Genomic DNA, 22093 nt, shown 5'->3' with positions numbered 1-22093 from the left:
ATGACGTTCAATGACAACGTGCGGATCGACACCAGTAAGGTGACGAAGCGCGGCGGCGCCCGCCGCGGCGGAATGATCGCGGGCGGGGGCATCGGCGTTGCCCTGCTGCTCGCACTCGGCTCCCAGTTGTTCGGCGTGAACCTCAACATGTTCGCACCCGCCATCAACAGCGCGCTCGGCTCGGGCACCGTGATCTCTGAGCCGCAGTCGGGCTCGCTCGACGGCTGCGCTGCCGGTGCGGATGCGAACCGCGACGTCGAGTGCCGCATGGCCGCGGCGAGCGACTCACTCGACCGCTACTGGGCAACGCAGGTCGGCAACTACCGCGCCCCTGGCCCGGTGGTGCTGTTCAGCGGCCAGACGCAGTCGCCCTGCGGCGCGGCTTCGGCGGCGACGGGTCCGTTCTACTGCCCGTCCGACGAGACGATCTACATTGACGTCGCGTTCTTCAACACCCTGAACCGCGACTACGGCGCATCGGGCGGCTCGCTCTCGCAGATGTACGTGCTCGCGCACGAGTGGGGTCACCACATCTCGAACCTCATCGGTTCGTTGCAGAGCGTCGGCCGCGAGTCCGGCCCCGCCTCGGGTTCCGTGCGGCTGGAATTGCAGGCGGACTGCTTCGCCGGCGCGTGGGTGCAGAATGCCTCGACCGTCACCGACGATCAGGGGGTGCCGTTCCTGAAGCCCGTCTCGCAGCAGGAGATCGCTGATGCGATGAGCGCAGCGGCGGCCGTGGGCGACGACCACATCATGGAATCGGCGGGCATGGGCGTGAACCCCGAGCGCTTCACGCACGGCACCTCCGAGCAGCGCCAGCGCTGGTTCCAGATCGGCTACCAGCAGGGCCCCACGGCCTGCGCGACCTTCGACGTGCCCGCGTCGCAGCTCTAGCTCGCGCGAAGAAAACAGTGCGGGATCCGGGCGACGCATCGCCCGGATCCCGCACTGTTTGTGTGTGTTAGCGCTTCCGACCCGGCCGCGGTGGCTTCTTCTTCGTGGCGGCGAGCTGTGCGCCGCGTGAGCCCGGCTTCGGCCCGGCCTTCTTCTTCTGCGGCTGCTGCGGCTTCTTTTTTGCGGGCTTCGGATCGCGCGCCGGCGGCTCCGTGTCGGCCGCCGTGCGCGAGCTGCGCGCCGTGCGGCCACGAATCACGCCGACGAGCTGCTGCACGTCGGCGCCGTCGCGCGCGACGTCCCAGCTTGCCCACACCGCGGTGCGCGGCACATCGTCAGCGCCGGTGAGCGGAATCAGACGATGGCGGCGCTTGTCCACGAGGTGGCGGGCGAGCATGGTGGGCAGCAGGATCGCGCCTGCGCCGGTAGCGACGAGCTCCAGGGCCGCGGGCACATCCTGCGGCATCCACTCGGGATTCTCCCACGGCGCCGCGTCAGGCCACTCCGCGGGATGATCGGGGTGATCGAGCAGGTGCACCGCGCCGAGCGCATCGAGCGCGATCGATTCGCGCTTCGCGAGCGCGTGATCGACGTCGACGACGAGGGTGATGGTCTCTTCGTAGAGGCGCATGGCGTGGCGGGTGCGCGCCGCTTCCTCGCTACCGGCGGGGCGGCGCCCCGGGAGCGCTCGCTCGAGCATCACGTCGCACGCGACGCTCGCCGAGCGGCCGAAGGCCACGTTCACCGGGACCAGCTCGAGCGGAGATCCCGTGACGGTCTCCCAGCGCTCGGCCCACTTGCTCGGGGCGATGCCGCGCGCGAAGGCAAGCTGCAGCGGGGCGTGAGTGGGCTCGCTCATAGCGCGACCTCCGAATAGATCTCGTGGGTGTAGGGCAGTCGTGCTGCCGAGAGCGCCAGCCGGTAGTCGGGCGATTCCGCGTGCCGCAGCGGGGTGCCCTCCTCCCGGTAGCGGGGGAGCGCGAGTGAGGCGTGCCCCTGCGGCGGCTGACCGCTCGCGGGAACGACGCGCCACCAGGGCACCGCGTGGCCGTAGAGCGCCATCACGCGGCCGACGGCGCGCGGCGCCGAAGAACCGATCGCGAGGGCAACATCGCCGTACGTCATGACGCGCCCCGCCGGGATTCGGTGCACCACGGCGAGCACGGCGTCAACGAACTCGGGGCTGGGCATGGAGTAAGCCTACGGCGTGCGCGACGTCATCACTGGGCACGCGCCGTGTGCGCGGGGCTAACCGATGGCTGAGACGCCCAGCAGTTTGCCGATCGTGTAGGTGACGGCGACTGCGATTCCACCGAAGGTGAGCTGGCGCACCGCACCGAGCAGCCAGTTGCGGCGCGTGGTGCGCGCGGCGAGGCCACCGGCAAGGAGCAGCCCCAGCCCGCCGAACGCGAGCCCCCAGCCGAGCGTGCCGAACCCGAAGAGGAACGGCAGGATCGGGATCAGGGCGCCGACGCTGAACGACAGGAGCGAGGAGATCGCGGCCACCCAGGGTGATGGCTTCTCCTCCGGGCTGAGCCCCAGCTCGTGGGCGAGGTGCACGCGCACCGCCTGCTCGCTGTTCGTGTGCACCTGGCTGGCGGCCACGCGGGCCACCTCCTCCTGCATGCCGAGCCGCTCGAAGAGGAGCGCCAGCTCGGCCTGCTCACCCGCGGGGTTGCGGGTGTGCGCCTCGCGCTCGGTGCGCACCTCGGCGTCGAGCTGCTCGTTCGCGGTGCGCACCGAGGTGAACTCGCCGAGCGCCATGGAGATTGCGCCCGCGATGAGGCCGGAGACACCCGTGACGACAACCATGCCGGGGGAAGCGCCGGCAGCAGCGATACCGGCGATGAGGCCCACATTCGATACGAGTCCATCCATCGCCCCGAAGACCGTCGCGCGCAGCCAGCCCGATGACACGTCTGCGTGGCGGTGGTCGTACTCGTGTGGGTGTGCGATGTTGATCTCGCTCATGGTCGTTCGTTCCCCCGTTTTTCCGCGCGATTCCGCGCACGAAAGGCAACGGTAGCAAGCTTCGGAGGGGAGGGAGAACCCCGCAAAACGCTTCGAATTGACGCCGTGTTGGGGTTCGAGATGCCGAACTTTGAGGAACTGCGAGCCGGCGCCACGGTTTCGCCTAGGTAAGCCACCTGGCACTACGCAATTTCGCTCCTGCGACCCGCAGATTGGGTGTCTGGAGCACGGATTCTGCGGTGCTCGTCTTCCGACGCGCGCATCGCGCGGCGAGACTGGAACCCGTTCCCGCCCCGCTGCGCCCACGAAACGGAGTCTCCGATGCACGCACGCACCCCCGCACTGCGCCGCCTGGCCCAGGCCGCCCTCGGTGCTGCCGTGTGCTCCGGGCTCTTGCTCGCGGGAACGGGTGCGGCGCATGCCGATACCGGCGTCGACGCGAGCGCGCCGCAAACGATCAGTGGCACGGGCATCCCCGAGCTGGGCGGTGCGGAGAGTGCGGGCTGGTTCCTCGTTGCGGGTGCGGCGTACCTGATCGCGGGTGGCGTGCTGTACGCGCGGCGACGTCGTGCCGCGGCGCTTAGCCGGGCGTACCCGGCGGCGTAAGCGCGAGCGTTGCGCCTTGCCACCGGCCACGCAGCCAGCGGTCGTGTGACGCGATGACGAGCGCGCCGGGGTAGTCGGTGAGCGCCGCCTCCAACTCTTCCACGAGCGTGAGGGAGAGGTGATTCGTCGGCTCGTCGAGCAGCAGCACGGGCGGGGGATCCGCGATGAGCAGGGCGAGCGCGAAGCGGCGGCGCTGCCCCACGCTGAGGGCTCCCACGGCGCGCTCCGCATCGCGCGCGGCAATGAGTCCGCTCGCGGTGAGTGGGGTCGCCTCGGCGCGCTCGGGGCTGAGTGCCTCCTGCCACACCTCTGCGAGCGTGCGTGACGGGTCGGGAAATGCGAACTCCTGCGGCAGGAAGCCCACGCGTGCCCGGCGCTGCACGGTGCCCGTCTCGGGGGCGAGTCGTCCGGCGAGCACCGCGAGAAGCGTCGACTTTCCCGCCCCGTTCGGGCCTGTGAGCAGCAGCCGTCCGCGCGGCTCGATCTCGAGTGAGATCGGGGCGAGCCGCCCGGAGAACGCGGCGCGATCTGCGAGCAACACGGCTGTGGTCTCTGTGCCGGGCGGGGTGGTGCCAGACGCCTCGAAGCCCGCGAAGCGCAGTGGCTCGGGCGGCCGCCGCACGCGCTCGCGCTCGAGAGTCTCCAGCCGCACGCGTGCGTTGCGGGCACGCCGCGCGGTGACCCGTGCATCCTTGTCCGCGTAAAACTTCCGCGTGATGCGGCTCTCCGACTTCGATTCGTGCTTCCGGTTGACCTCGCGCGACCCCACCTCGATCTCGTGTGTGAGCGCTGCGAGCTCCGCCGATTCCGCGTCGTAGCGCTCGCGCCAGCGGGCCAGCTCCGCACGCCGCGCCTGCCGTGCCGCCGTGTACCCCACACCCCAGAAGCGGGCGCCGTAGCCCGCGCCGGGATCGCTCGTGCCCGGATCCCGATCTGCCTGGATCGCTCCTGCGTGAGTTCCCACTGCGTGACTTCCGCCGGTGGCGTCCGCTGGCCGCGCATCGTCGAGCTCGCGCGCGGGCAGGGGAAGCGGGTCGAGATCGAGAATGCGGGTCGTCACCGCGTCAAGCAGTGTGCGGTCGTGGCTCGCGAGGATCACGATGCCCGGCCACTCGCGCAGCACGCGCTCAAGATAGGCCGCCGAGGCGTCGTCCAGGTGGTTCGAGGGCTCATCGAGCAAAAGCACAACGGGCGCCTCGAGCAGGATCGCGGCAAGCGCGAGGCGCAGCTGTTGCCCGCCCGAGAGCGTGCCGAGCGCGCGCGACTCCGGGATCCCACCGAGCCCGAGGCCGGCGACCACCTCGCCGCGCTGCGCCGCAGCGGACCATGCACCCGAGCGCTCCGCCTCGGCGAGCGCCGCGGCGTAGCGCTCGGCGGCGTGTGCGTCGTCGGGGCGTGCGGCCAGTTCGGCCCCCAGACGTTCGAGCTCGTGTAGGGCCGCGAGCGCGGGCGCCTGCGCATCATCGAGCACTTGGGCAATGGGAGTGTCCGCGGGGTAGGGCAGTTCCTGCGCAAGGAGCCCCACGGTCGCCGGGTGTGCAGCGGTGCCCGGCAGGGTCACCGTGCCCGCGGTCGGGGTGATGTTGCCCGCCAGGATCCCGAGCAGCGTTGACTTGCCGGTGCCGTTCTCTCCGATGAGGCCAATCCGGTCGCCGCGCGCGGCCGTGAAGCTCACCTCGGTGAGCACGCGGCGATCCGGGTACGAGTGCGAGACGCCTGCGACGGCGAGGTGCCCGCGATCGCTCGCGGTGAGTTCAGCGCCGCGCGACGCGGCCCGGCCCGCTGCGGCGAGACTCGGCGCGGACGGTGTGGGGGTGTTGGAAACAGGGGTGTGGTGCGCGTGCATGCGGCGCCTTTCGGAACGAGCGTGGGTTCCGCCGGGTGTGAGAGGGCAGCGTCTCGGGAGCGGGGCTCGAACCGGGCTGCGTTCCTCGGCCTCAGGCGCGGAACAGGGCTGCGTTAGTGCTTCACATCCCCGAGTGTACGCGAGCCGCCCCGGGGCGACGCAACCCCGAGTACGCTGAGAAGCCTCACGAGAGAATGGGGATCCCATGACGATGCACGCCAGCGGACGGCTGCTCAAGACGCCGCGCGGACGCGACCTCGTACTGGTGCGCTCGCTCGCGCTGCCGATCGCGGAGGCGTGGGAGTACCTCACCGATTCCGATCTCACCGAGCGCTGGTTCGGCCCCTGGGAGGGCGACGCGCGCACGGGCGGCAGCGTGCGCATCCGCATGCGCTTCGAAGAGAGCGAGCCGGCGATCCGTGCCCGCATCGTCGCCTGCGAAGCGCCGCACCGGCTCGCGCTGCACACCGTTGATGAGTACGGCAGCTGGGAGCTCGACCTCACTCTCGAGGAGGACGGCGAAGACGACACCCTGCTGCGCTTCGTGCACCACCTCGACGCCGACGCAGAGGTGGGCGAGATTGGGCCGGGCTGGGAGTACTACCTCGACCTGCTCATCGCCGCGACGGAAGACACCGAACGCGCGGGGTTTGATCAGTACTACCCGGCGCTCCGTGAGGCGTATCTCGCGCTGCGTCCGGAGTAACTTCCCGGGGCGTAGCGCGGCGGGCGACACCCTCATCCGCCTAGGCTGGAGGGCATGGCTGACTCGAGTGGTCTCACGGAGTTCTGGGCGCGCTGCCGCGTCCAGGTGCCCGGGCTCCCCGCTGCGCTTCCCGACGCGTGGCCGTTCGGGGCGACCGCGGCGCACGCGGACGAACTGCTCGGGCTGGTGATCGCGGGCACCAAGACCGGCACGGCGACGTCGATCTGGGACGCTGAGACCACCGGGGAGCAGCTGCCCGAGGTGGGGGACTACAGCATCATTCTTGACGGGGCGGGGGAGCCTCGGGCCGTCATTCGCACGACCGCGCTCGCGACCGTACCGTTCGACCGGGTCACCGCGGAGCATGCACATTCCGAGGGTGAGGGCGACCGCACACTCGCCGATTGGCGCGCCACCCATGAGCACTACTGGCGGAGCTACGCTGCAAGCCCACGCGGTTTCGCACCAGACATGCCGATCCTCTGCGAGCGCTTCGAACTGATCTGGGCGCCGGGCACCGATCCGGCCGGGCACACGAACGGAAAGCTGGGCTGATGGGCAATCGGAACGCGGTGACGATCGAGGATGGCGTGCTCGTGGTGATCCCGCGCGGCATTGACAAGGTGTGGGGATTCCGGCGGCGCATCGAGGTGCCGCTTACGCGCATCACCGAAGTGGCGGTGGAACCCGCTCCGCTTCGCGTGCCCACCGGGTGGCGCGGCCCCGGTCTCGATGTGGGCGGCAAGTTGTCCGGCACCTTCCACCCGAAGGGCGAGCGACACTACTGGAACTACTCGTGGGGTGGCCCGGCGCTGACCGTCGCGATTGCGGGAGGCGATCCTTTCGACCGGCTGTACCTCTCGGTGGGAGATGCTGAGGCGCTGTGCCAGGAGCTGCGTGCCGCGGTCGAGGCTGCGCGCCCCTCAGCGGTGTAGCCCGCCGCAACACCCCCAGTGAGTCGGAAACTGACAGCGTCGGCTACCCCAGGAGTTCAGTCATCAGAGCACGAATTCTCTCCCGAATCTCGTCCCGGATCAGACGGACAACTGCAAGCCCCTGCCCTGCAGGGTCATCGAGCTTCCAGTCCTCGTAGCGCTTGCCCGGGAAGAACGGACACTCATCACCGCAGCCCATGGTGATCACCACATCGGCGTCCTGCACGGCCGCAGAGCTGAGTGCTTGCGGAAGCTCACTGGCGATATCGATGCCCTCTTCCCGCATCGTCTCGACTGCAACGGGGTTGAGCTGCTCCGCGGGAACCGACCCGGCCGAGCGAACTTCGATCCTGTCCCCGGCGAAGTGGCGCAGGTACCCCGCCGCCATCTGTGAACGCCCGGCGTTGTGGACGCAGACGAAGAGTACCGACGGCTTCTGGGCGGTTTTCATGAAGAGTTCCTTTGGTCAGCTGCTGTAAAAGTGTCGAGGAGCTTGCGAGCACGGAACTCGAGGTCGTCGCGAATTGCCTGCACGCCTTCTGGGGAGGCAAGCGCCGGGTCTGGCACGGTCCAGTCCTCGTAGCGGGTTCCGGGGACGATGGGGCAGACATCGCCGCACCCCATCGTCACGACCACATCGGCTGCTCGAACTGCGTCGTCAGTCAACGGCTTCGGAAACGCTTCGTCAGCATGCTGCGGGGGTTCCATCTGCTGCAAGAGCGAGCGCACTGTGGGCAGGACTTCCGGTGCCGGTGCTGAGCCTGCGGAACGAGCGATGACCGTGCCGCCAGCGAGACGGTTCAGTATCGCGGCTGCGAGCTGCGAGCGACCTGCGTTGTGCACGCAGACGAAGAGCACCTGAGGTACTCCGGTCGCCCGATTCCTGGTGAGGTCCGAGAGCCGTTGCCTCGCGAAGTGCCCGGTGCGTGAGAGCGTGTGCGTTGTGTGCTTCGCCGCGCGGATCAGTCCGACATGAGACTCCCGAACGATGGCCAGGACGAGGTCCGTGTGGACCGCTTCGAATTCCTCGCCGAGTTCTTCAGCAAGCCGCGAGAGACGGGCATCCGTCGTGTGCAGAGTTCCTTCGCCCCCCTCATGCGGTCTCAAATCTTCGCGCACGAAGGCAGGGGCAAAGACTTCAAGGAGTGCCTCCGTCGCCGCGCGACGAGATGGGGCGATCCGGTAATAGACCCACGTTCCGCGTCGTTCTGAGACCACGAGCCCTGTCTCCCGGAGCACCTTCAGGTGATGCGAAATTGTTGGCTGCGACACTTCAGCGAGGCCGGTGAGGTCGCAGACGCAGCACTCGCCCCGGGGATCAGCTGCGATGGCTGAGAGCATCCGAATCCGAATGGGATCGGCGATCGCCTTCAACGAGTCAGCGAGTGCGGCCGCCGTCTCAGCACCCATTGCGTGCGATGACGCCGGGAGGCAGTCCTCCGGAGTGCTCGAGGGGTTCACGATGGGATCCCCTCGTACGGGTTCGTATGAAACCAAGCCCGTGCGGCCCAGAGGGATACATAGACCAGGCCGATCAGAACGGGCACTTCGATGAGTGGGCCGACGACGCCGGCAAGCGCTTGCCCAGACGTGGCGCCAAAACTGCCGATTGCGACCGCAATCGCCAGCTCGAAATTGTTGCCGGCGGCGGTGAACGCGAGGGTGGTCGAGCGTGCGTAGCCCAATCCAAGTCTTTTGCCGAGCAGCAGGCCGAGAAACCACATCACAGCGAAGTAGATCAGGAGCGGAAGGGCGATCCGGACAACATCAAGCGGTCGAGACGTGATCGCGTCGCCCTGGAGCGCGAAGAGCAGCACGATCGTGAAGAGCAGACCATAGAGCGCCCAGGGGCCGACTCCGGGAAGGAACCGCTCCTCGTACCACTCGCGCCCTCGGCGCTTTTCGCCGATCCAGCGAGAGACGAAACCCGCGAGGAGCGGGACACCGAGGAATACCAGTACGTTCAGCGCGATCTGCCCGATTGATACTTCGAGTCCCTGAGAGTCGAGGCCGAGCCAGCTGGGAAGCACGCTGAGATACAGCCAGCCGAGCAGAGAGAACGCCACCACCTGGAACACTGAGTTCATCGCGACCAGAACGGCAGTTGCCTCTCGGTCGCCGCATGCAAGGTCATTCCAAATCACCACCATGGCAATGCAGCGCGCCAGGCCAACGATGATGAGCCCGGTGCGGTACTCAGGAAGATCAGGCAGGAACAGCCAGGCCAGGGCGAACATCACCGCAGGGCCGACGCACCAGTTGAGCACCAGCGACGACACGAGGAGTTTTCGGTCGCCGGTGACTGCGGCAACCCTGTCGTACCGCACCCGCGCGAGCACCGGGTACATCATCACGAGCAGACCCAAGCCTATGGGTACCGAGATCCCGGCGATTTCAAGCCGCGAGAGGAGGTGAGCCAAGCCCGGGACGAACCGGCCGAGGACGAGTCCGGCGGCCATGGCGAGTCCAATCCACACGGGCAACCAGCGGTCGAGAGGCGAGAGCCGCTGGGTCGCTGGAACTGGTTCGGCGGGAGCCTGAATTGACATGTATCTATATTGATCGGCATCGATGCAGAACGCAACGTCGCCAGGGGCGGGGATAGCGACTCGCTATCCCCGCCCCTGGCGACGGTGTCAGTGTTCAGCGGTGCGGTTCGCAGGCGGCTGGGCACGACCGGTGACCGCTCGGCTCCCCCGACGGGTGGTGGATTAGACCGCGTCGCCCTCCACCGGGCCCTCCGTGTTCGGCTTCCACCCGAGCGCCGGCGCCACGTGCTCCGCGAATGCCTGCATGACGTGCAGGTTGTACTCGGGGCCGAGCTGACTCGGGATCGGTTAAACTACATCCATGAACAACGCCGCTATCTACTGCCGTATCAGTCGAGACGCTGAGGGCGAGGGCACAGGCGTAGCGCGCCAAGAGGAGCTATGTCGTGAGCTTGCGGCGCGGCACGGGCTAACCGTGGTCGAGGTCTATACAGATAACGACATCGGAGCGAGTGAGAAGACTGACGCGAAGAAGGTGCGGCACGGTTTTAACAAACTTGTAGCGGACACGCGTGCGGGATTGTTTCAGCACATCATTGCATATTCAAATTCAAGGCTCACGCGACGAATTCGAGAGCTTGAAGACCTGATACAGCTCCATGATGAAACGCGCGTGGAGTTCAGAACGGTCGTATCTGGTGATGATGATTTATCAACATCGGACGGGCGCATGATTGCACGACTAAAAGCAACTGTGGATGCTGCGGAGTCGGATCGAATTTCAGAGCGTCAGAAAGCTGCTTTCAGGCATCGAGCCATGCAAGGAGAGCCAAAGATCACCCGCCAGCGTGCTTTTGGATGGGAGCCGGATGGGATTACGGTCAGAGAAGAGGAAGCCGCCAGGGTGCGGGATGCTGTCGAGAAGATTCAGCGAGGGAGTTCAATCACCGCGATAGCACGAGAATGGGAGCGGGCTGGGGTGCTAACTGCGGCGGGCGGGTCGTCATGGGATTGGACTACCGTGCGCCAGGTTTGTATTGGTTGGAGAAGTGCAGGGATTAGAACTTACAGGCGCGAACCGCTCACAGATAGCGCAGGGGAGCTGGTGCGGGGGACATGGGAGCCACTTATCAGCTTGGAAGATAGGGCGTTGGCTCTGGCTGCATTAGAAAAGCGAAGCCGTAAGAAAGTGCGCCAGGGTCGTTGGATGCTCACCGGATTACTGTGGTGCGGTGAATGCGCGAAGCCGCTATATGGTCAGTTGTCTTCTGGCTCCCGAGGGATTGACACATATGCATGCAAGTCGGGCGATGTTTCTATCTCTGCTTTGAAGCTTGAAAACGTTGTTCAATCTGCACTTCTATCGCGTATGAATACGCGAATGCATGAAATCGCTGAGCGTGCTGGGCTACGGGATTCAGTTGCACCTGTTGAATGGGATCAGGCTGAGGAGCTGGAACAAGTGGGCATACAAATCGCGGAGCTAACAGAGGCTTACAAAGCTCAGGAACTTCCGGGCACCGTGTTCATTCCATTAGTTCAAGAAATCGAAGCGAAGCGCACAGAACTGCGGAAGGCGCGCGAGAGTTTCTACGCGTCTCAGGCTCTTGAAGAGAGCGAACTTACTAACTCATTTGAAATCTGGAACAAGCTGGGCGCTGATGTTCTACTTGCTCCGGAGATTCAATATGACTCAGACGGGAACGAGTTCAAGCAAGTCGATGAAAAGCGAGAGGAAAAACTGTTGTTGATGCGGAATGAAATCGAACGCATCATCGTAAAGAAAGGGCTGCGAGGGCGTGCGAATCGCGATTACGACGCATTTTTAGAACGGCTTGAATTCCATTGGAATGATCAAATTTAAGGAACGGGGGCGCCCCCGGACGGCGTGCGCAAAGCGGCGCAAACGCTCACAAATAAGCCGGTTCGATTGTAAAATATAACAGTGTCGAACCGGCTCACTTGTGCAATTCCGCCAGGTCTGCGGATTGGTGTTAAAGGGTCTTGTAATGCTCAAAAGGTAGAAGTGTCTCAGGCGTGGTATCCACATCCATAGGCTCACCCTCCTTGACTGCGCGACGAATTCTTAGAACCCACTCTTCACCAAAATCATTAACGCCCCGGTCAAAAATTTCACCAGCTTCATAATCTCGGTCTGCATAGCTATGAAAAACGCTCATTGCACTCACCTACTTCCAGATTGCGGGTAGCTTGCATTGCTGCCCATTCTGAAAAGTCATCAAGATTTCAGCTGAGCCGTTCGCGTGCGTCTTCCCGGTGAGATGCACCGACTTAGCAACGCCGTTGCTGTTGCATGTAGTTGGAACCGGTGCCGCTGCGTGTGCTGCTGTTGCTCCACCTATTGCAATTAGTGCCGCGAGTGTTGCGGCTAAAATTCCTTTCTTCTTCATTGTCTTGCTCCTTGTTCATGTAGAGGCTTGCGCGCCTCTGCTTTGGTTTGGTCTGTGTGGTCGATGAACTCGCCCGCTCGGGTGATTTCTTCAAATGTGCCAATGGATTCCGTTAGCTCAATGCGCTCTTCTTGCTCCGCGATTTTCTCCGCCTGATATTGCGACTCCCACGGGTATGCGCTTGAAATCACGACAGTGGTAAAGCACGCGGGTTTATTCCTGAATCGCGCTTCCAGCGTCTTGCTGAAAGGGCTAAGAATCTCCGCCAGTCTGCCCATTTTCATGCTCCTGGAATCAAAGCCGGTCAGCAATAGAACGCTCTCGCCTTGGTAGTCATCAAATGGATGCGTGCGGGCTGTGTTAGCGATATACACATTTTCAGCACCGTAGGCTTCCAGCGTCATACGCGTTCTAAAAGCGTTAGTAGCGCCCCAGATGTAGCCGGCTGCAATCTCGCGCGTTGTGCCCCTTGCTGCGGCTCTCTGCTTAGCGTGTTGGAGGTCTTCGAGGTGCTTCCCGTAGCGCCATGCCCCACCGTGCGACAAAATCACATCATCGGGGGTTTTGTTCTGCCAGAGAATCGCGTCTTTCATCGCGTCTAAATCGGTGCGTCTGCCCTGCGTTGTGTCCAGGTCAATGGAACCTTTTTCTAAGCGTTCAATGCCAGGCTCACGGGTGCGCTCTTTGGTGCAATATGTGTAAGCGTCGCGCTTTGTGCCGTATCGAGTGCGCCAGTCTCCGCGTAGCTTGTTCCGTAGTGTGCTGCGGCGTATTTGGTGCGTGTGCTCGATGTAGATGTGGAAGTGTAAGAAGCCCTCGGGGTTCTTCTCTGTGCGTTCTTCGCCGCGTTCCATCTGCCCCACATATGCGGCGTAGGGTTCCAGCGCCTCAATAATCTGCTCGCGGGTGTAGAGGGCTGCGGAGAGAGTGCCCACCCAGCTGCGGGATTCTGTCGTGTCGGTTTCTTTCTTCCAACTTTCTGAATTCTTCGCCATTGCCTTACTCCTGTATTTCTGCGGGGGTGTGCCCTGCTTTCTGTCTCGTGCCTCAAAGCTCTGAGGCTGAATTAATGCCGTAGTCTCGGCGTTTTTGTTGTTGTCTCATAAGTGGGGGGAAACTATACGAACATGCGTTCGCCCCCACTTCTCAGGCGCTACGCGCCTGAGTGCAACGGGTATTCGCCTACTCGGGTTGCTCTCACTCGCCTCCGCTCTCTGCCTCTCCCTGCGGTCGAGTCAGTCGCTCAGCGTGTTCGTGCGCGCCTCGTATTCGCCCACCCGTTGCATTCAGGTTTATAGCTTGTGCGCATTGTGCCGGTGCCAGTCCCGCATAACCGCCACATCTTCAACGGTCAGCCATGCATACCCGTCAATATTTAGCGTCTTGATGTTTAAGCGTCGCGCCAGCTTCCTGACATACTCCGTAGAAGTGCCAGCGCCAAACTCTGCCGCACAATCAACGACACGAACACGCTCCCAGGGCTGCGGGGGCTTCCTGAAAATCTCAGGCGTTGTATCGCTGTAAAAGCTACTTAGCTTCGCCATTTTTGAACGCCGCCCATTCTGTTGCGAGGTCTTCAATCGGCTGCCGCGGCTCTTCCAGAGCCTTGCCATCAGTCTCAAATTCGCGAGTGGGTAGAGGCTCACGAATCTCGGGGATCAGTCCGACAGCGCCGAGAAAGCAATTGCACAAAGATGTATCAACGATTTGCCCGCGTAGCTTCATGCTCATCAAGTGGTCATCGAATTCTTTGAGGGTTCTACATAGGTGCGCCATTATTCTGCGCTCCCAGCTTTGAGAGGCTTAACTGTTGTCGCGGTGATTGAGTAGCCGATGCGCCCATTAGTTGCCACATATGGAACTACCTGAATTTCTCCGGCGGCGACATACATAACACCGGGCGCAAGATCAACAGGTGAGAGCACTGAAAGGCTTACATTCTGCTGCTCGCGAGTAATCTGCCCGTTCTCGTGGTTCAAGGCTTTCAGCCCTGTAATGAACTGCTGTTTTCCGTCCTTGGTGAGTTTTGGCGCTTTTGTCTCAAAGTCGCTCTTAACTTGCTGCTCTCCTGCTGCCTTGGCTACGAGAGTCATAAATATGAATGGGCTTTCTGATGCTTTGAACATAGTGTTCTCCTTGGTTGTTTTAGCTGAGCCGTGTTGCTCACTTTCTAATATCAACATCAGAGACTTTTGAGGGCGAATAGAGTGCGTGAATTTGCATAAAGCCTGGTCAGAGCGCGTATTTGACATGTGCGCACACCCATAAAAATAGGGGCTGATTCAACCAAGAAAATCAGCCCCCAGAGAGCCAAAGCCCTCACTTTTAATATCAGATTGGATACCCCTCAACGGGTCCTTCTGTGTTTGGCTTCCACCCCAGTGCGGGAGCCACATGCTGCGCGAACGCTTCCAAGATGTGCAATGAATAAGCACCACCGAGCTGGTTCGGGATCGTGAGCATGAGCGTGTCCGCCGACATCACCGCATCGTCGGCGAGCAATTGCTCGATGAGCTTGTCGGGGGTGTCCGCGTACGTCTTCCCGAAGGTCGAACGGAAACCATCGATGATCCCGATCTGATCCTGCCCATCGCGGCCGCGCAGACCGAAGTACATTTCGTCCTGCTCGTTCACAATGGGGAAGACGCTGCGGCTCACCGATACGCGCGGGCGACCGGTGTGGCCAGCCTCCTTGTATGCGGTGCGGAACTCGTCGATCTGGCGGGCCTGCAGAATGTGCAGCGGCTCACCTGTTGCCTCGGTCAGCAGGGTGGAACTCATGAGGTTGAGGCCTGCAGTGCCGGTCTGGCGGGCAGTGTCGATGCTGCCGGCGCCCCACCAGACGTGATCGCGGAGGGTGGCCGACTGCGGCTCGATGGCGAGCCGGCCGAGCGGCCCCATGTTCGGGTCGCTGTCGACGAGTGCCTCGCCCTCGATCGCGCGCATGAAGAGGTCGAACTTGTCGCGCGCGATGTCGGCGCCGCGCGGATCCTCGGAGCCCGTGTAGCCGAACGCCTCGTAGCCACGCACTGCCGTCTCGGGGGATCCCCGGCTCACGCCGAGCGCCAGTCGGCCGCCCGCGATGATGTCGAGCGCCGCCGCTTCTTCCGCGAGGTAGAGCGGGTTCTCGTAGCGCATGTCGATCACGCCGGTGCCGACCTCGATGCGCTGGGTGCGCGCGGCCATGGCCGTCAAGAGGGGGATTGGTGATGCGGCCTGGCGTGCAAAGTGGTGCACGCGAACGTACGCGCCGTTCACGCCGATCTCGTCGGCGCCCTCCGCGAGTTCGATCGTTTGGCGCAGCATGTCGCCCGCGGTGCGCACGCGCGACCCGGGGACGGGGCCGTAGTGCCCGAAGGACAGGAATCCGAATGCTCTCATGCTGGGTGCAACGCCCGCGGCGCAACTGTATTCCCGTGCATATAGTTTTGGCTGCGTGGGTGTGCGAGCGGCACCGCGGGACGATCCCGTGCGCGCGGCGCCCGGACAACGGCGGCACCGGGGGACGACGCGGATGGTACCCGGGGGCGATCCCGCCAGGCGCATGCCCTCGTAACTTCGAAGCATGGACATTCAACCGAGCGATATGGGCCTCGTGGCGCGAGTCGCGAACCTCAGCAAGCACTACGGCGCCGGAGACCACCGCGTCACCGCCCTCAACGATGTGTCGATCGGCATTCGGCGCGGGCAGTTCACCGCGATCATGGGGCCATCAGGCTCGGGCAAGTCGACCCTCATGCACGTCATGGCCGGCCTCGACACCCCGACCGAGGGGCGCGTCTGGCTTGGCGACGACGAGATCACCCACCTCGGCGATGCGGAACTCACGCGGCTCCGCCGGCGCCGGATCGGCTTCGTGTTCCAGGCATTCAACTTGGTTCCTACCCTTGACGTGATGGGCAACCTGCGGCTGCCGTTCGAGCTCGACGGACGCAGCGTGCCCGCTGCTGACCGCGAGCGAATCGACGCGCTCGTGCAGGCGCTCGGCCTCGCTGGCCGCACCTCGCACCGCCCCCACGAACTCTCGGGCGGACAGCAGCAGCGGGTGGCGATCGCCCGCGCCCTCGCCACCCAGCCCGACGTGATCTTTGCGGACGAGCCGACCGGCGCGCTCGACTCCCGCACCGGCCGCGAGGTGCTCGGCCTGCTGCGCGCCGCCGTCGTCGAGCAGGGGCAGAGCATCGCAATGGTGACTCATGACCCGATCGCGGCGAGCCACGCCGACCGAATCCTGTTCCTCGCCGACGGCCGCATCGTGTCGGATCGCGGGGCCATGACACCCGAGCAGATCTCCGAGACGATGCTCGGCCTGGAAGCGGTCGCGGCATGAAAACCGGAGCCGGAATCCGTGAACACGGTGCGACGGTCGTTGTCGCGGCGCTCAGCTCCCTGTTCGCCGCAACGCTGATCCTCGGCACCGGGGTGATGGGGGCGGCGCTCGATCCCGCACTGATTGAGGGCTCGGGCACCTTCCGCATGACGCTCCTGATGGTGTCGACCGTTTTCATCATCATCGCCCTCTACGTTGGTGCGATCGTCACCGCGAACACCTTCGCCACGATCATCGCGGGGCGCACCCGCACGATCGCGCTGCTGCGCCTCGTGGGTGCAAGCTCGCGCGCGGTGCGCAGCAAGGTCGCCTCCGAGGGGCTCGCGATGGGCGCGCTCGGCGCGGTAATCGGCTGGGTGCTCGCAGAGGCGCTGGTTATCGGTGTGGTCACGTGGGGTCCGAGCCTCGGCTGGCTGCCTGCGGGACGCGACTATCCGCTCTTCGATCCGCTCGCGCTCGGCGCGATCGTGATTGTGGCGCTCACCACCTGGGCGGCCGCCTGGGCAGGATCCCGCCGCGTGGGATCGGTCTCGCCGATTGCCGCGACCGGCGCCGCGGTCGAGCTGCGCCCTGAGGCCTCGCGTGGCCGCACTGGCCGCACCGTGTGGGCGATCATCCTGGTGCTGCTTGGCGTCGTGCTCATTGCGCTCGGCCTGTTCCTCAGCCTCACCACGCCGATCGCACTGTTTGTGTCGTTCTTCGGGGGGCTGTTCTCCTTCACCGGGATCGCGCTCGGCGCGCACGTCATCATGCCGCCGATCCTGCGCCTCACCGGGAAGATCTTTGGGGCGGGGCCGACCGGGCGCCTGGCCGCGGCGAACGCCGTGCGCTTCCCCGAGCGCAGCTCGCGGTCAACAATCGGGCTGGTGATCGGCGTGACGCTCGTCACGATGTTCGCCGTAGCGCTCGAGACCTATGCCGCGATGACCCTGCAGGCGTTCGACAACGATCCCGCGCTCGAAGCAGCGCTCGCGCAGACGCTTGCCGTGACCACGGCCGTGTTCACCGGACTCGTCGGGTTCTCTGCGATCATCGCCGCGGTGGGCATGGTGAACACCCTGTCGCTCAGCGTGCTGCAGCGTACCCGCGAGCTCGGCCTGCTCCGCGCACTGGGCTTCACCGGTGGCCAGGTGCGCCGCATGGTGATCACGGAGAGCTGCCAGATGACGCTCGCCGCGCTCGGCTTCGGTGTGGTGCTCGGCGCGTTCTACGGTTGGGTCGCCGCACAGTCGCTCGTTGGCTCGCAGGTCGGTTTTGCCGCGCCGTCGATCCCGTGGCCGATCGTGGCGGGCGTTGTGGTGTTCGGCTTCGCGCTCGCGGTGACCGCGGCGGTGGCGCCAGCGCGCCGCGCGATCCGGGTCTCGCCCGTGGCCGCGCTCGCGGTCGACTAGACCGGATGCTCGCCGAGCGGTTCAGGAAGTGGCTGCGCGCTCCCGCCACGCGCGCAGCAGCCAGGGATAGGCTGGAGACATGACCGTTGTGATTGATTCCAGTTTCGATCCCGTCCCTTCTCTGAACCGCTCGGTTGACGTCGCCGTCGCCGACGCCGCTGCGGTCGAGGCCGCACCGGCGCGCGCGTGCTTCGTGCCAGCCGAGGGCGAACTGCCCACGTGCGACTGCCTCGCGGGCCAGACGCGCGACGCGCTCGCCGCAGCAGGGTTCACCGGGGCAAAGAACCAGACGCTCGTGCTGCCGGGGGCGCAGCTGCGCGTGCTCGTCGGCACCGGGGCGGGCCTCGCCACGAGCGCTGATCTGCGCGACGCCGTTGCGGCATTCACCCGCGCCGCCCGCGAAGCCGCGCACCTCGCCATCGATCTCGCCGCCGTGGTCTCCGAGAAGATCCCGGCGCGCGACGCCGCGCTCGCTGCAACCGAGGGCGCACTGCTCGCCCGCTACCGCTTCGAGAGCCTGAAGGGCGAGTCGAAGCACGTGGGACTTGAGAGCCTCACGCTGGGTGTCGCCGAGGGTGACCGCGCCGCCGCGCAGGAGGGCGTCGACCGCGCAATCGTGCTCGCGCGCGCCGCTGCGATCTCCCGAGACCTTGGCAATACGCCGCCCCGACACCTCACCGCGGAGAAGTTCGCGGAACTCGCGGCGAAGCTTGGCCCCGAGTACGGCCTCGAGGTCGAGATCTTTGACCGCGACGCGCTCGTCGAGCTCGGCACGGGCGGTTTGCTCGGCGTCAACGCCGGCAGCACTGACGAGCCGCGCATGATCAAGCTTCGCTACGTGCCCGAGGGTGCGAACGACGCGACTCCGCACCTCGCCCTCATCGGCAAGGGCATCATGTTCGACTCGGGCGGCATCAGCCTGAAGCCCGCGAACTCGATGGGCAGCATGAAGCTCGACATGATGGGCGCGGGATCGGTGTTTGCCGCCATGCTCACCCTCCGCGAGCTCGGCGTGCAGTCGGCCGTGACCGGTTGGCTCATGTGCACCGACAACATGCTCTCCGGCACCGCGACGAAGATCGGCGACGTGCTCACCATGCGTGGCGGCAAGACCGTCGAGGTGAAGAACAGCGACGCCGAGGGGCGCCTCGTGATGGCCGACGGCCTCGTGCTCGCGACTGAGGAGGAGCGTCGCCCGGACGCGATCGTCGACATCGCGACCCTCACGGGCAACGCCATGGCGGCACTGGGTCTCGGCACCGCTGCGACGCTCGCGAACAACGACGATGTCGCCGCACAGCTCAAGGCCGCCGCTGAGGCGACCGATGAGCGGGTCTGGCCGCTGCCGCTCGATCACCGCTACCGCGACCAGCTGAAGTCGAACGTGGCCGACCTGTCGAACATCGGCGGCCCCTACGGCGGCGCGATCCTCGCAGCGCTCTTCCTCAACGAGTTCGTTGCTGATTTCCCCTGGGGGCACCTCGACATTGCGCCGACCATGGAGGTCGAACGCGATGACCTGTGGCGCACGGCGGGCTCGACCGGCTTCGGTGCGCGTCTGCTTGCCCAGCTCGCCGACGATTTCGTGGCCCCGCAGGCCGCGGACGACGCGCAGGGAGCTTAGTCATGACCGGCCTGCTGCGTGATCTCGACGCCTACATCAGTGATTTTGCCGACTTCGTGACGGCTGCGCCCACCTCGTACCACGCGGCGGGGCGCGTCGCTGAGCTGCTCACCGACGCCGGCTTCGCCGTCCACGATGAGGGCGCCGCCTGGGCGCCGCTCGCCGCGGGTGGCGCAGGCTTCGTGGTGCGCGACGGCGCCGTGATCGCGTGGCGGGCCGGATCAGACCTTACCGCGACGAGCCCCGTTCGGGTGCTCGGCGTGCACACTGACTCACCGGGCTTCGTGCTGAAGCCCCACCCCGACTTCCGTGCCGATGGCTGGGCTCAGGCTGGCGTCGAAGTGTACGGTGGTCCGCTGCTCAACTCGTGGCTCGATCGGGATCTGGGCATCGCCGGACGCGTGGTCACCCGCGATGGCGCCGAGCATCTCGTGTGCACGGGCGCGATCGCGCGGATCCCGCAGCTGGCGATTCACCTGGATCGTGAAGCAAACACAGGCCTCGCACTGAACAAGCAGCGGCACACGCAGCCGGTGCTCGCCGTCGGCGACAGCGCGAACGGTGTCACGGTTGCCGGCGTGCTCGCCGATGCCGCAGCGAATGCCGCCAACGCGGCGGGCGTTGCCGCCGCACCGTTTTCCCCAGACGACATCGCTGGAGCCGACGTGCGCCTGTTCGACACGCAGCCGCCGCAGCGGATCGGTGTGAGCGGCGAGTTCTTCGCATCGCCCCGACTCGACAACCTGAGTTCCACGTTTGCCGGACTGGTCGCGCTCCTCGAGACGGAGCCCGCGCCGGGCACGATCTCGATGCTCGCCGCGTTCGATCACGAGGAGCTGGGCTCGGAGACCCGCTCGGGTGCGGCCGGCCCCTTCCTCGCGGATGTGCTTGATCGGCTGCGCGCTGGCCTGGGCGCGAACGCCGACGAGGCCGCACGCGCACTTGCCGCGTCGTGGTGTGTCTCCTCGGATGCGGGGCACTCGGTGCACCCGAACTACCCGGAGAAGCACGATCCGAATGTGCGCCCGCTCGCGGGGAACGGCCCGATGCTCAAGGTGAACGCGAACCAGCGCTATGCCAGCGACGCACACGGCGCTGCGCTGTGGAGTCGCGCCTGCGCGGAAGCCGGGGTGCCGACCCAGGAGTTCGTCTCGAACAACACGGTGCCCTGTGGCACGACGATCGGGCCGATCACGGCCGCCCGCCTCGGCATCCGCACGGTTGACGTTGGGGTGCCGCTCCTCTCGATGCACTCGGCGCGCGAGCTCGCGCACGTCGCAGACCTGCACGGCCTGGCCCGGGCGACCGACGCTTTCTTTGCGGGAGCCTGAGGTTTTCGCGGCGATCCCTGTCCGGTTCTGAGATTGGTTCGCTAGGATCATGGCATGAGTGAGATGCAGCATGCGGGGGCCGGCGGTGTCGCCCTCTCCAACGACCTGCTCGCACCCAGCGTGCAGCGCATCGGGAATCGTGACATCGAGATCACCTTCCTCGGTAAGAACGCCGCGGGGCAGAACACATGGATCATGTGGAACTCCGACGAGCCGTACCTCATCGGCATGCTCTCGCAGGGCAAGATGGGCTACCACTTTGAGCAGCGCACCAGCTCGGGTGTGCTCGTGCACGAAAACATCTCGCTCAGCCGCGTGCAGCGCGCCATTAGTGGCTAACTCGCCATACGGGTTGCGTTAGCCTTCGGCTCCTCGCCAGCCGCTGTTGCCGCCCACGGCGCGCTCGATTGCGCGCTCGTAGTTTTCCTTCACGATGTCGTAGTGCGCCCATGACTCGATGGCGCTGACGCTCGGCAGTGAGCGGAGCTCCTCCGTGGCGCGCAGCAGATGGGCGGCGGAGGGACCCTCGAGCGTTGCCACGTAGTCGAATCGGCCGTGTGTGCGCGCCGCGAAGTCGACGTCGGGGGAGCGCAGTAGGAACTCGCGAACGGGGGCGGCGTCGCCCCGCACGGAGATCCCGAGCCCGATCGCGATGCGCGATCGCGTGAGCTGCCCCGAGGTGATCGCCGAGATGCGGATCACGCCGGCCTCGACGAGTCGATTGACGCGCGCCCGCACCGACGAGGGTGAGAGATGCACGGCGTCTCCCAACGCCCGAAAGCTCATGCGGCCATCGCGCTGGAGGAGCCGGATGAGTTCGGTGTCGAGTTCGTCGATCGTGGCGGGGCTGCGTCGATCCGCCACGAAGAACCCGCTCAGCACGTCAACGTAGGTGGTGACGAGCAGCGAGCGGACTCCCGGGATCGCCCGCACCGCGTCGAGGACCTCGTGGAGTTCAGCTGAGTCACGGTGCCGCGACTCGAACACGAGCGGCATGCTGCCGCTCGTCAGTGACACGAACACGCTGTTGGGCATCGCCGCGATGCGATCGGCGACGGGGCGCAGTGGACCGTCCACGGTGACGGCAGCGTGGGTGAGTACGTGGTGCCCCGCGAAGTGCGGGTCGAGGGCCGCAACGACGCGCACTCCCTCTTGCTCGATGAGCCGCCGCAACCGCAGCGACGCGGCATCCCGCGAGATGTCGAGGGTCTCGGCGAGGTCGTGGATCGATGCGCGGCCGTCCTCTTGCAGGGCGCGAATGAGTGCCGCGTCCACGCTGTCGAAGCCGGACTCGCGCGGGTGCGCACGTCGGGGCGCTGCGGGCTGCGTCATGCCGCCATCCTTTCGTGGTGAGCGCCTCGGTGCGCACACACTGTGGGCGTAGGCCCAGGATACGCGCGAATGCGAAGCAGTGTGCGCATAAAGATCGCACAACGTGCTTGTTGGCGGACTTGCGCCGAAGGTGTTGCCGAATTTGCGCGCAAAACGTTCGTGAATCGGCGAGTTGGGTGATGTTTCGCGGATGCGGCTCAGGCAAATTCGTCCTACAGTTCAAGGTG

The 22093-nt window shown here is 65.3% G+C and carries 24 protein-coding genes and 1 pseudogene; 11 read left to right on the top strand and 14 right to left on the bottom strand.

Features of this window, described 5'->3' with window-relative positions; all coding sequences use genetic code 11:
• Positions 1-894, top strand: a complete 894-nt coding sequence (gene ypfJ / locus ACR81A_RS11900; RefSeq protein WP_440311913.1) for a KPN_02809 family neutral zinc metallopeptidase — start codon at positions 1-3, stop codon at positions 892-894.
• Positions 895-961: 67 nt separating this feature from the next.
• Here the strand turns inward: ypfJ and ACR81A_RS11895 are convergent, their stop codons facing one another.
• The 3 genes from ACR81A_RS11895 to ACR81A_RS11885 are packed head-to-tail and all read right to left on the bottom strand — an operon-like array spanning position 962 to position 2865.
• A complete protein-coding gene (locus ACR81A_RS11895) occupies positions 962-1753 on the bottom strand; it encodes a LysR substrate-binding domain-containing protein (RefSeq protein ID WP_440311912.1) in 792 nt (263 codons plus the stop codon).
• Positions 1750-2085: an MGMT family protein gene (locus ACR81A_RS11890; RefSeq protein WP_202380916.1), complete on the bottom strand. Its 336-nt coding sequence runs from the start codon at positions 2083-2085 to the stop codon at positions 1750-1752. The genes ACR81A_RS11895 and ACR81A_RS11890 overlap by 4 nt, the downstream gene beginning before the upstream one ends.
• 57 nt (positions 2086-2142) lie before the next feature.
• Complete coding sequence (locus ACR81A_RS11885; protein WP_202380917.1) at positions 2143-2865, bottom strand: VIT1/CCC1 transporter family protein; 723 nt, start codon at positions 2863-2865, stop codon at positions 2143-2145.
• A gap of 321 nt (positions 2866-3186) precedes the next feature.
• On the opposite strand from ACR81A_RS11885, the gene ACR81A_RS11880 reads away from it, so the two are divergent.
• A complete protein-coding gene (locus ACR81A_RS11880) occupies positions 3187-3471 on the top strand; it encodes an LPXTG cell wall anchor domain-containing protein (RefSeq protein ID WP_440311911.1) in 285 nt (94 codons plus the stop codon).
• Here ACR81A_RS11880 and ACR81A_RS11875 read toward each other — a convergent pair.
• On the bottom strand, positions 3446-5317 hold the full coding sequence (locus ACR81A_RS11875) for an ABC-F family ATP-binding cassette domain-containing protein (protein WP_440311910.1): 1872 nt from the start codon (positions 5315-5317) through the stop codon (positions 3446-3448). The genes ACR81A_RS11880 and ACR81A_RS11875 overlap by 26 nt on opposite strands.
• A gap of 205 nt (positions 5318-5522) precedes the next feature.
• Between ACR81A_RS11875 and ACR81A_RS11870 the strand changes: the two genes are divergently transcribed.
• The 3 genes from ACR81A_RS11870 to ACR81A_RS11860 are packed head-to-tail and all read left to right on the top strand — an operon-like array spanning position 5523 to position 6958.
• Positions 5523-6023 carry an SRPBCC family protein gene (locus tag ACR81A_RS11870; protein WP_202380920.1) on the top strand — a complete coding sequence of 167 codons (501 nt, stop codon included), beginning with the start codon at positions 5523-5525 and terminating at the stop codon, positions 6021-6023.
• Positions 6024-6077: 54 nt separating this feature from the next.
• A complete protein-coding gene (locus ACR81A_RS11865) occupies positions 6078-6578 on the top strand; it encodes an ASCH domain-containing protein (RefSeq protein ID WP_202380921.1) in 501 nt (166 codons plus the stop codon).
• The gene (locus ACR81A_RS11860) at positions 6578-6958 is read left to right on the top strand and encodes a hypothetical protein (RefSeq protein WP_440311909.1); all 381 of its coding nucleotides are present in this window, start codon (positions 6578-6580) and stop codon (positions 6956-6958) included. The genes ACR81A_RS11865 and ACR81A_RS11860 overlap by 1 nt, the downstream gene beginning before the upstream one ends.
• A 43-nt stretch (positions 6959-7001) precedes the next feature.
• On the opposite strand, the gene ACR81A_RS11855 is transcribed toward ACR81A_RS11860, so the two are convergent.
• From ACR81A_RS11855 to ACR81A_RS11840, 4 genes and pseudogenes are all read right to left on the bottom strand, one after another.
• Positions 7002-7409, bottom strand: coding sequence for an arsenate reductase ArsC (locus tag ACR81A_RS11855; protein ID WP_440311908.1), 408 nt, complete (start codon positions 7407-7409; stop codon positions 7002-7004).
• Complete coding sequence (locus tag ACR81A_RS11850; RefSeq protein WP_440313151.1) at positions 7406-8368, bottom strand: metalloregulator ArsR/SmtB family transcription factor; 963 nt, start codon at positions 8366-8368, stop codon at positions 7406-7408. Before ACR81A_RS11850 ends, ACR81A_RS11855 begins: the two co-directional genes overlap by 4 nt.
• Positions 8369-8415: 47 nt before the next feature.
• Complete coding sequence (gene arsB / locus ACR81A_RS11845; protein WP_202380924.1) at positions 8416-9507, bottom strand: ACR3 family arsenite efflux transporter; 1092 nt, start codon at positions 9505-9507, stop codon at positions 8416-8418.
• 162 nt (positions 9508-9669) lie between these two features.
• Positions 9670-9792 (bottom strand): annotated as a pseudogene (locus tag ACR81A_RS11840) (LLM class flavin-dependent oxidoreductase); the annotation flags it as partial.
• Between the two features lie 16 nt (positions 9793-9808).
• Between ACR81A_RS11840 and ACR81A_RS11835 the strand changes: the two are divergent.
• A complete protein-coding gene (locus ACR81A_RS11835; protein WP_440311907.1) occupies positions 9809-11311 on the top strand; it encodes a recombinase family protein in 1503 nt (500 codons plus the stop codon).
• Between the two features lie 130 nt (positions 11312-11441).
• Here ACR81A_RS11835 and ACR81A_RS11830 read toward each other — a convergent pair whose 3' ends face one another.
• From ACR81A_RS11830 to ACR81A_RS11810, 5 genes are all read right to left on the bottom strand, one after another.
• On the bottom strand, positions 11442-11627 hold the full coding sequence (locus tag ACR81A_RS11830; RefSeq protein ID WP_440311906.1) for a hypothetical protein: 186 nt from the start codon (positions 11625-11627) through the stop codon (positions 11442-11444).
• A gap of 227 nt (positions 11628-11854) precedes the next feature.
• The gene (locus tag ACR81A_RS11825; RefSeq protein WP_440311905.1) at positions 11855-12853 is read right to left on the bottom strand and encodes a hypothetical protein; all 999 of its coding nucleotides are present in this window, start codon (positions 12851-12853) and stop codon (positions 11855-11857) included.
• 532 nt (positions 12854-13385) lie between these two features.
• Positions 13386-13589: a hypothetical protein gene (locus tag ACR81A_RS11820; RefSeq protein WP_440311904.1), complete on the bottom strand. Its 204-nt coding sequence runs from the start codon at positions 13587-13589 to the stop codon at positions 13386-13388.
• Between the two features lie 44 nt (positions 13590-13633).
• Complete coding sequence (locus ACR81A_RS11815; RefSeq protein WP_440311903.1) at positions 13634-13984, bottom strand: hypothetical protein; 351 nt, start codon at positions 13982-13984, stop codon at positions 13634-13636.
• 205 nt (positions 13985-14189) lie between these two features.
• Positions 14190-15239, bottom strand: a complete 1050-nt coding sequence (locus ACR81A_RS11810; RefSeq protein WP_440311902.1) for an LLM class flavin-dependent oxidoreductase — start codon at positions 15237-15239, stop codon at positions 14190-14192.
• A 184-nt stretch (positions 15240-15423) separates the two neighbouring features.
• Between ACR81A_RS11810 and ACR81A_RS11805 the strand changes: the two genes are divergently transcribed.
• The 5 genes from ACR81A_RS11805 (at position 15424) to ACR81A_RS11785 (ending at position 20873) form a co-directional block, all read left to right on the top strand.
• Positions 15424-16188 carry an ABC transporter ATP-binding protein gene (locus ACR81A_RS11805; protein ID WP_202380926.1) on the top strand — a complete coding sequence of 255 codons (765 nt, stop codon included), beginning with the start codon at positions 15424-15426 and terminating at the stop codon, positions 16186-16188.
• Positions 16185-17579, top strand: coding sequence for an FtsX-like permease family protein (locus tag ACR81A_RS11800; RefSeq protein ID WP_440311901.1), 1395 nt, complete (start codon positions 16185-16187; stop codon positions 17577-17579). The genes ACR81A_RS11805 and ACR81A_RS11800 overlap by 4 nt, the downstream gene beginning before the upstream one ends.
• Before the next feature lie 79 nt (positions 17580-17658).
• Positions 17659-19203 (top strand): leucyl aminopeptidase family protein, encoded by a 1545-nt coding sequence (locus ACR81A_RS11795; RefSeq protein ID WP_440311900.1) that lies wholly within the window; start codon positions 17659-17661, stop codon positions 19201-19203.
• Between the two features lie 2 nt (positions 19204-19205).
• Positions 19206-20534, top strand: a complete 1329-nt coding sequence (locus tag ACR81A_RS11790; RefSeq protein WP_440311899.1) for a M18 family aminopeptidase — start codon at positions 19206-19208, stop codon at positions 20532-20534.
• Between the two features lie 54 nt (positions 20535-20588).
• On the top strand, positions 20589-20873 hold the full coding sequence (locus tag ACR81A_RS11785) for a hypothetical protein (RefSeq protein ID WP_202380930.1): 285 nt from the start codon (positions 20589-20591) through the stop codon (positions 20871-20873).
• Positions 20874-20891: 18 nt separating this feature from the next.
• Here the strand turns inward: ACR81A_RS11785 and ACR81A_RS11780 are convergent, their stop codons facing one another.
• Positions 20892-21866, bottom strand: a complete 975-nt coding sequence (locus ACR81A_RS11780) for an Lrp/AsnC family transcriptional regulator (protein ID WP_202380931.1) — start codon at positions 21864-21866, stop codon at positions 20892-20894.
• Positions 21867-22093: the final 227 nt, after the last annotated feature.

The sequence above is a fragment of the Leucobacter chromiireducens genome, from assembly GCF_051993095.1.
Classification (GTDB): domain Bacteria; phylum Actinomycetota; class Actinomycetes; order Actinomycetales; family Microbacteriaceae; genus Leucobacter; species Leucobacter chromiireducens.
Note: the sequence above shows the minus strand (reverse complement) of the source record. Positions and strands in the feature narration are given on the sequence as shown.

What these genes read in the sequence shown, in the direction of transcription:
- ACR81A_RS11795 (WP_440311900.1), top strand. Translation starts at nt 17,659, where the DNA reads ATGACCGTTGTGATTGATTCCAGTTTCGATCCCGTCCCTTCTCTGAAC.
- ACR81A_RS11785 (WP_202380930.1), top strand. Translation starts at nt 20,589, where the DNA reads ATGAGTGAGATGCAGCATGCGGGGGCCGGCGGTGTCGCCCTCTCCAAC.
- ACR81A_RS11880 (WP_440311911.1), top strand. Translation starts at nt 3,187, where the DNA reads ATGCACGCACGCACCCCCGCACTGCGCCGCCTGGCCCAGGCCGCCCTC.
- ACR81A_RS11865 (WP_202380921.1), top strand. Translation starts at nt 6,078, where the DNA reads ATGGCTGACTCGAGTGGTCTCACGGAGTTCTGGGCGCGCTGCCGCGTC.
- ACR81A_RS11820 (WP_440311904.1), bottom strand. Translation starts at nt 13,589, where the DNA reads ATGAGCATGAAGCTACGCGGGCAAATCGTTGATACATCTTTGTGCAAT.
- ACR81A_RS11885 (WP_202380917.1), bottom strand. Translation starts at nt 2,865, where the DNA reads ATGAGCGAGATCAACATCGCACACCCACACGAGTACGACCACCGCCAC.
- ACR81A_RS11855 (WP_440311908.1), bottom strand. Translation starts at nt 7,409, where the DNA reads ATGAAAACCGCCCAGAAGCCGTCGGTACTCTTCGTCTGCGTCCACAAC.
- ACR81A_RS11835 (WP_440311907.1), top strand. Translation starts at nt 9,809, where the DNA reads ATGAACAACGCCGCTATCTACTGCCGTATCAGTCGAGACGCTGAGGGC.
- ACR81A_RS11875 (WP_440311910.1), bottom strand. Translation starts at nt 5,317, where the DNA reads ATGCACGCGCACCACACCCCTGTTTCCAACACCCCCACACCGTCCGCG.
- ACR81A_RS11805 (WP_202380926.1), top strand. Translation starts at nt 15,424, where the DNA reads ATGGACATTCAACCGAGCGATATGGGCCTCGTGGCGCGAGTCGCGAAC.
- ypfJ (WP_440311913.1), top strand. Translation starts at nt 1, where the DNA reads ATGACGTTCAATGACAACGTGCGGATCGACACCAGTAAGGTGACGAAG.
- arsB (WP_202380924.1), bottom strand. Translation starts at nt 9,507, where the DNA reads ATGTCAATTCAGGCTCCCGCCGAACCAGTTCCAGCGACCCAGCGGCTC.
- ACR81A_RS11860 (WP_440311909.1), top strand. Translation starts at nt 6,578, where the DNA reads ATGGGCAATCGGAACGCGGTGACGATCGAGGATGGCGTGCTCGTGGTG.
- ACR81A_RS11810 (WP_440311902.1), bottom strand. Translation starts at nt 15,239, where the DNA reads ATGAGAGCATTCGGATTCCTGTCCTTCGGGCACTACGGCCCCGTCCCC.
- ACR81A_RS11815 (WP_440311903.1), bottom strand. Translation starts at nt 13,984, where the DNA reads ATGTTCAAAGCATCAGAAAGCCCATTCATATTTATGACTCTCGTAGCC.
- ACR81A_RS11780 (WP_202380931.1), bottom strand. Translation starts at nt 21,866, where the DNA reads ATGACGCAGCCCGCAGCGCCCCGACGTGCGCACCCGCGCGAGTCCGGC.
- ACR81A_RS11890 (WP_202380916.1), bottom strand. Translation starts at nt 2,085, where the DNA reads ATGCCCAGCCCCGAGTTCGTTGACGCCGTGCTCGCCGTGGTGCACCGA.
- ACR81A_RS11825 (WP_440311905.1), bottom strand. Translation starts at nt 12,853, where the DNA reads ATGGCGAAGAATTCAGAAAGTTGGAAGAAAGAAACCGACACGACAGAA.
- ACR81A_RS11870 (WP_202380920.1), top strand. Translation starts at nt 5,523, where the DNA reads ATGACGATGCACGCCAGCGGACGGCTGCTCAAGACGCCGCGCGGACGC.
- ACR81A_RS11895 (WP_440311912.1), bottom strand. Translation starts at nt 1,753, where the DNA reads ATGAGCGAGCCCACTCACGCCCCGCTGCAGCTTGCCTTCGCGCGCGGC.
- ACR81A_RS11830 (WP_440311906.1), bottom strand. Translation starts at nt 11,627, where the DNA reads ATGAGCGTTTTTCATAGCTATGCAGACCGAGATTATGAAGCTGGTGAA.
- ACR81A_RS11850 (WP_440313151.1), bottom strand. Translation starts at nt 8,368, where the DNA reads ATGGGTGCTGAGACGGCGGCCGCACTCGCTGACTCGTTGAAGGCGATC.
- ACR81A_RS11800 (WP_440311901.1), top strand. Translation starts at nt 16,185, where the DNA reads ATGAAAACCGGAGCCGGAATCCGTGAACACGGTGCGACGGTCGTTGTC.
- ACR81A_RS11790 (WP_440311899.1), top strand. Translation starts at nt 19,206, where the DNA reads ATGACCGGCCTGCTGCGTGATCTCGACGCCTACATCAGTGATTTTGCC.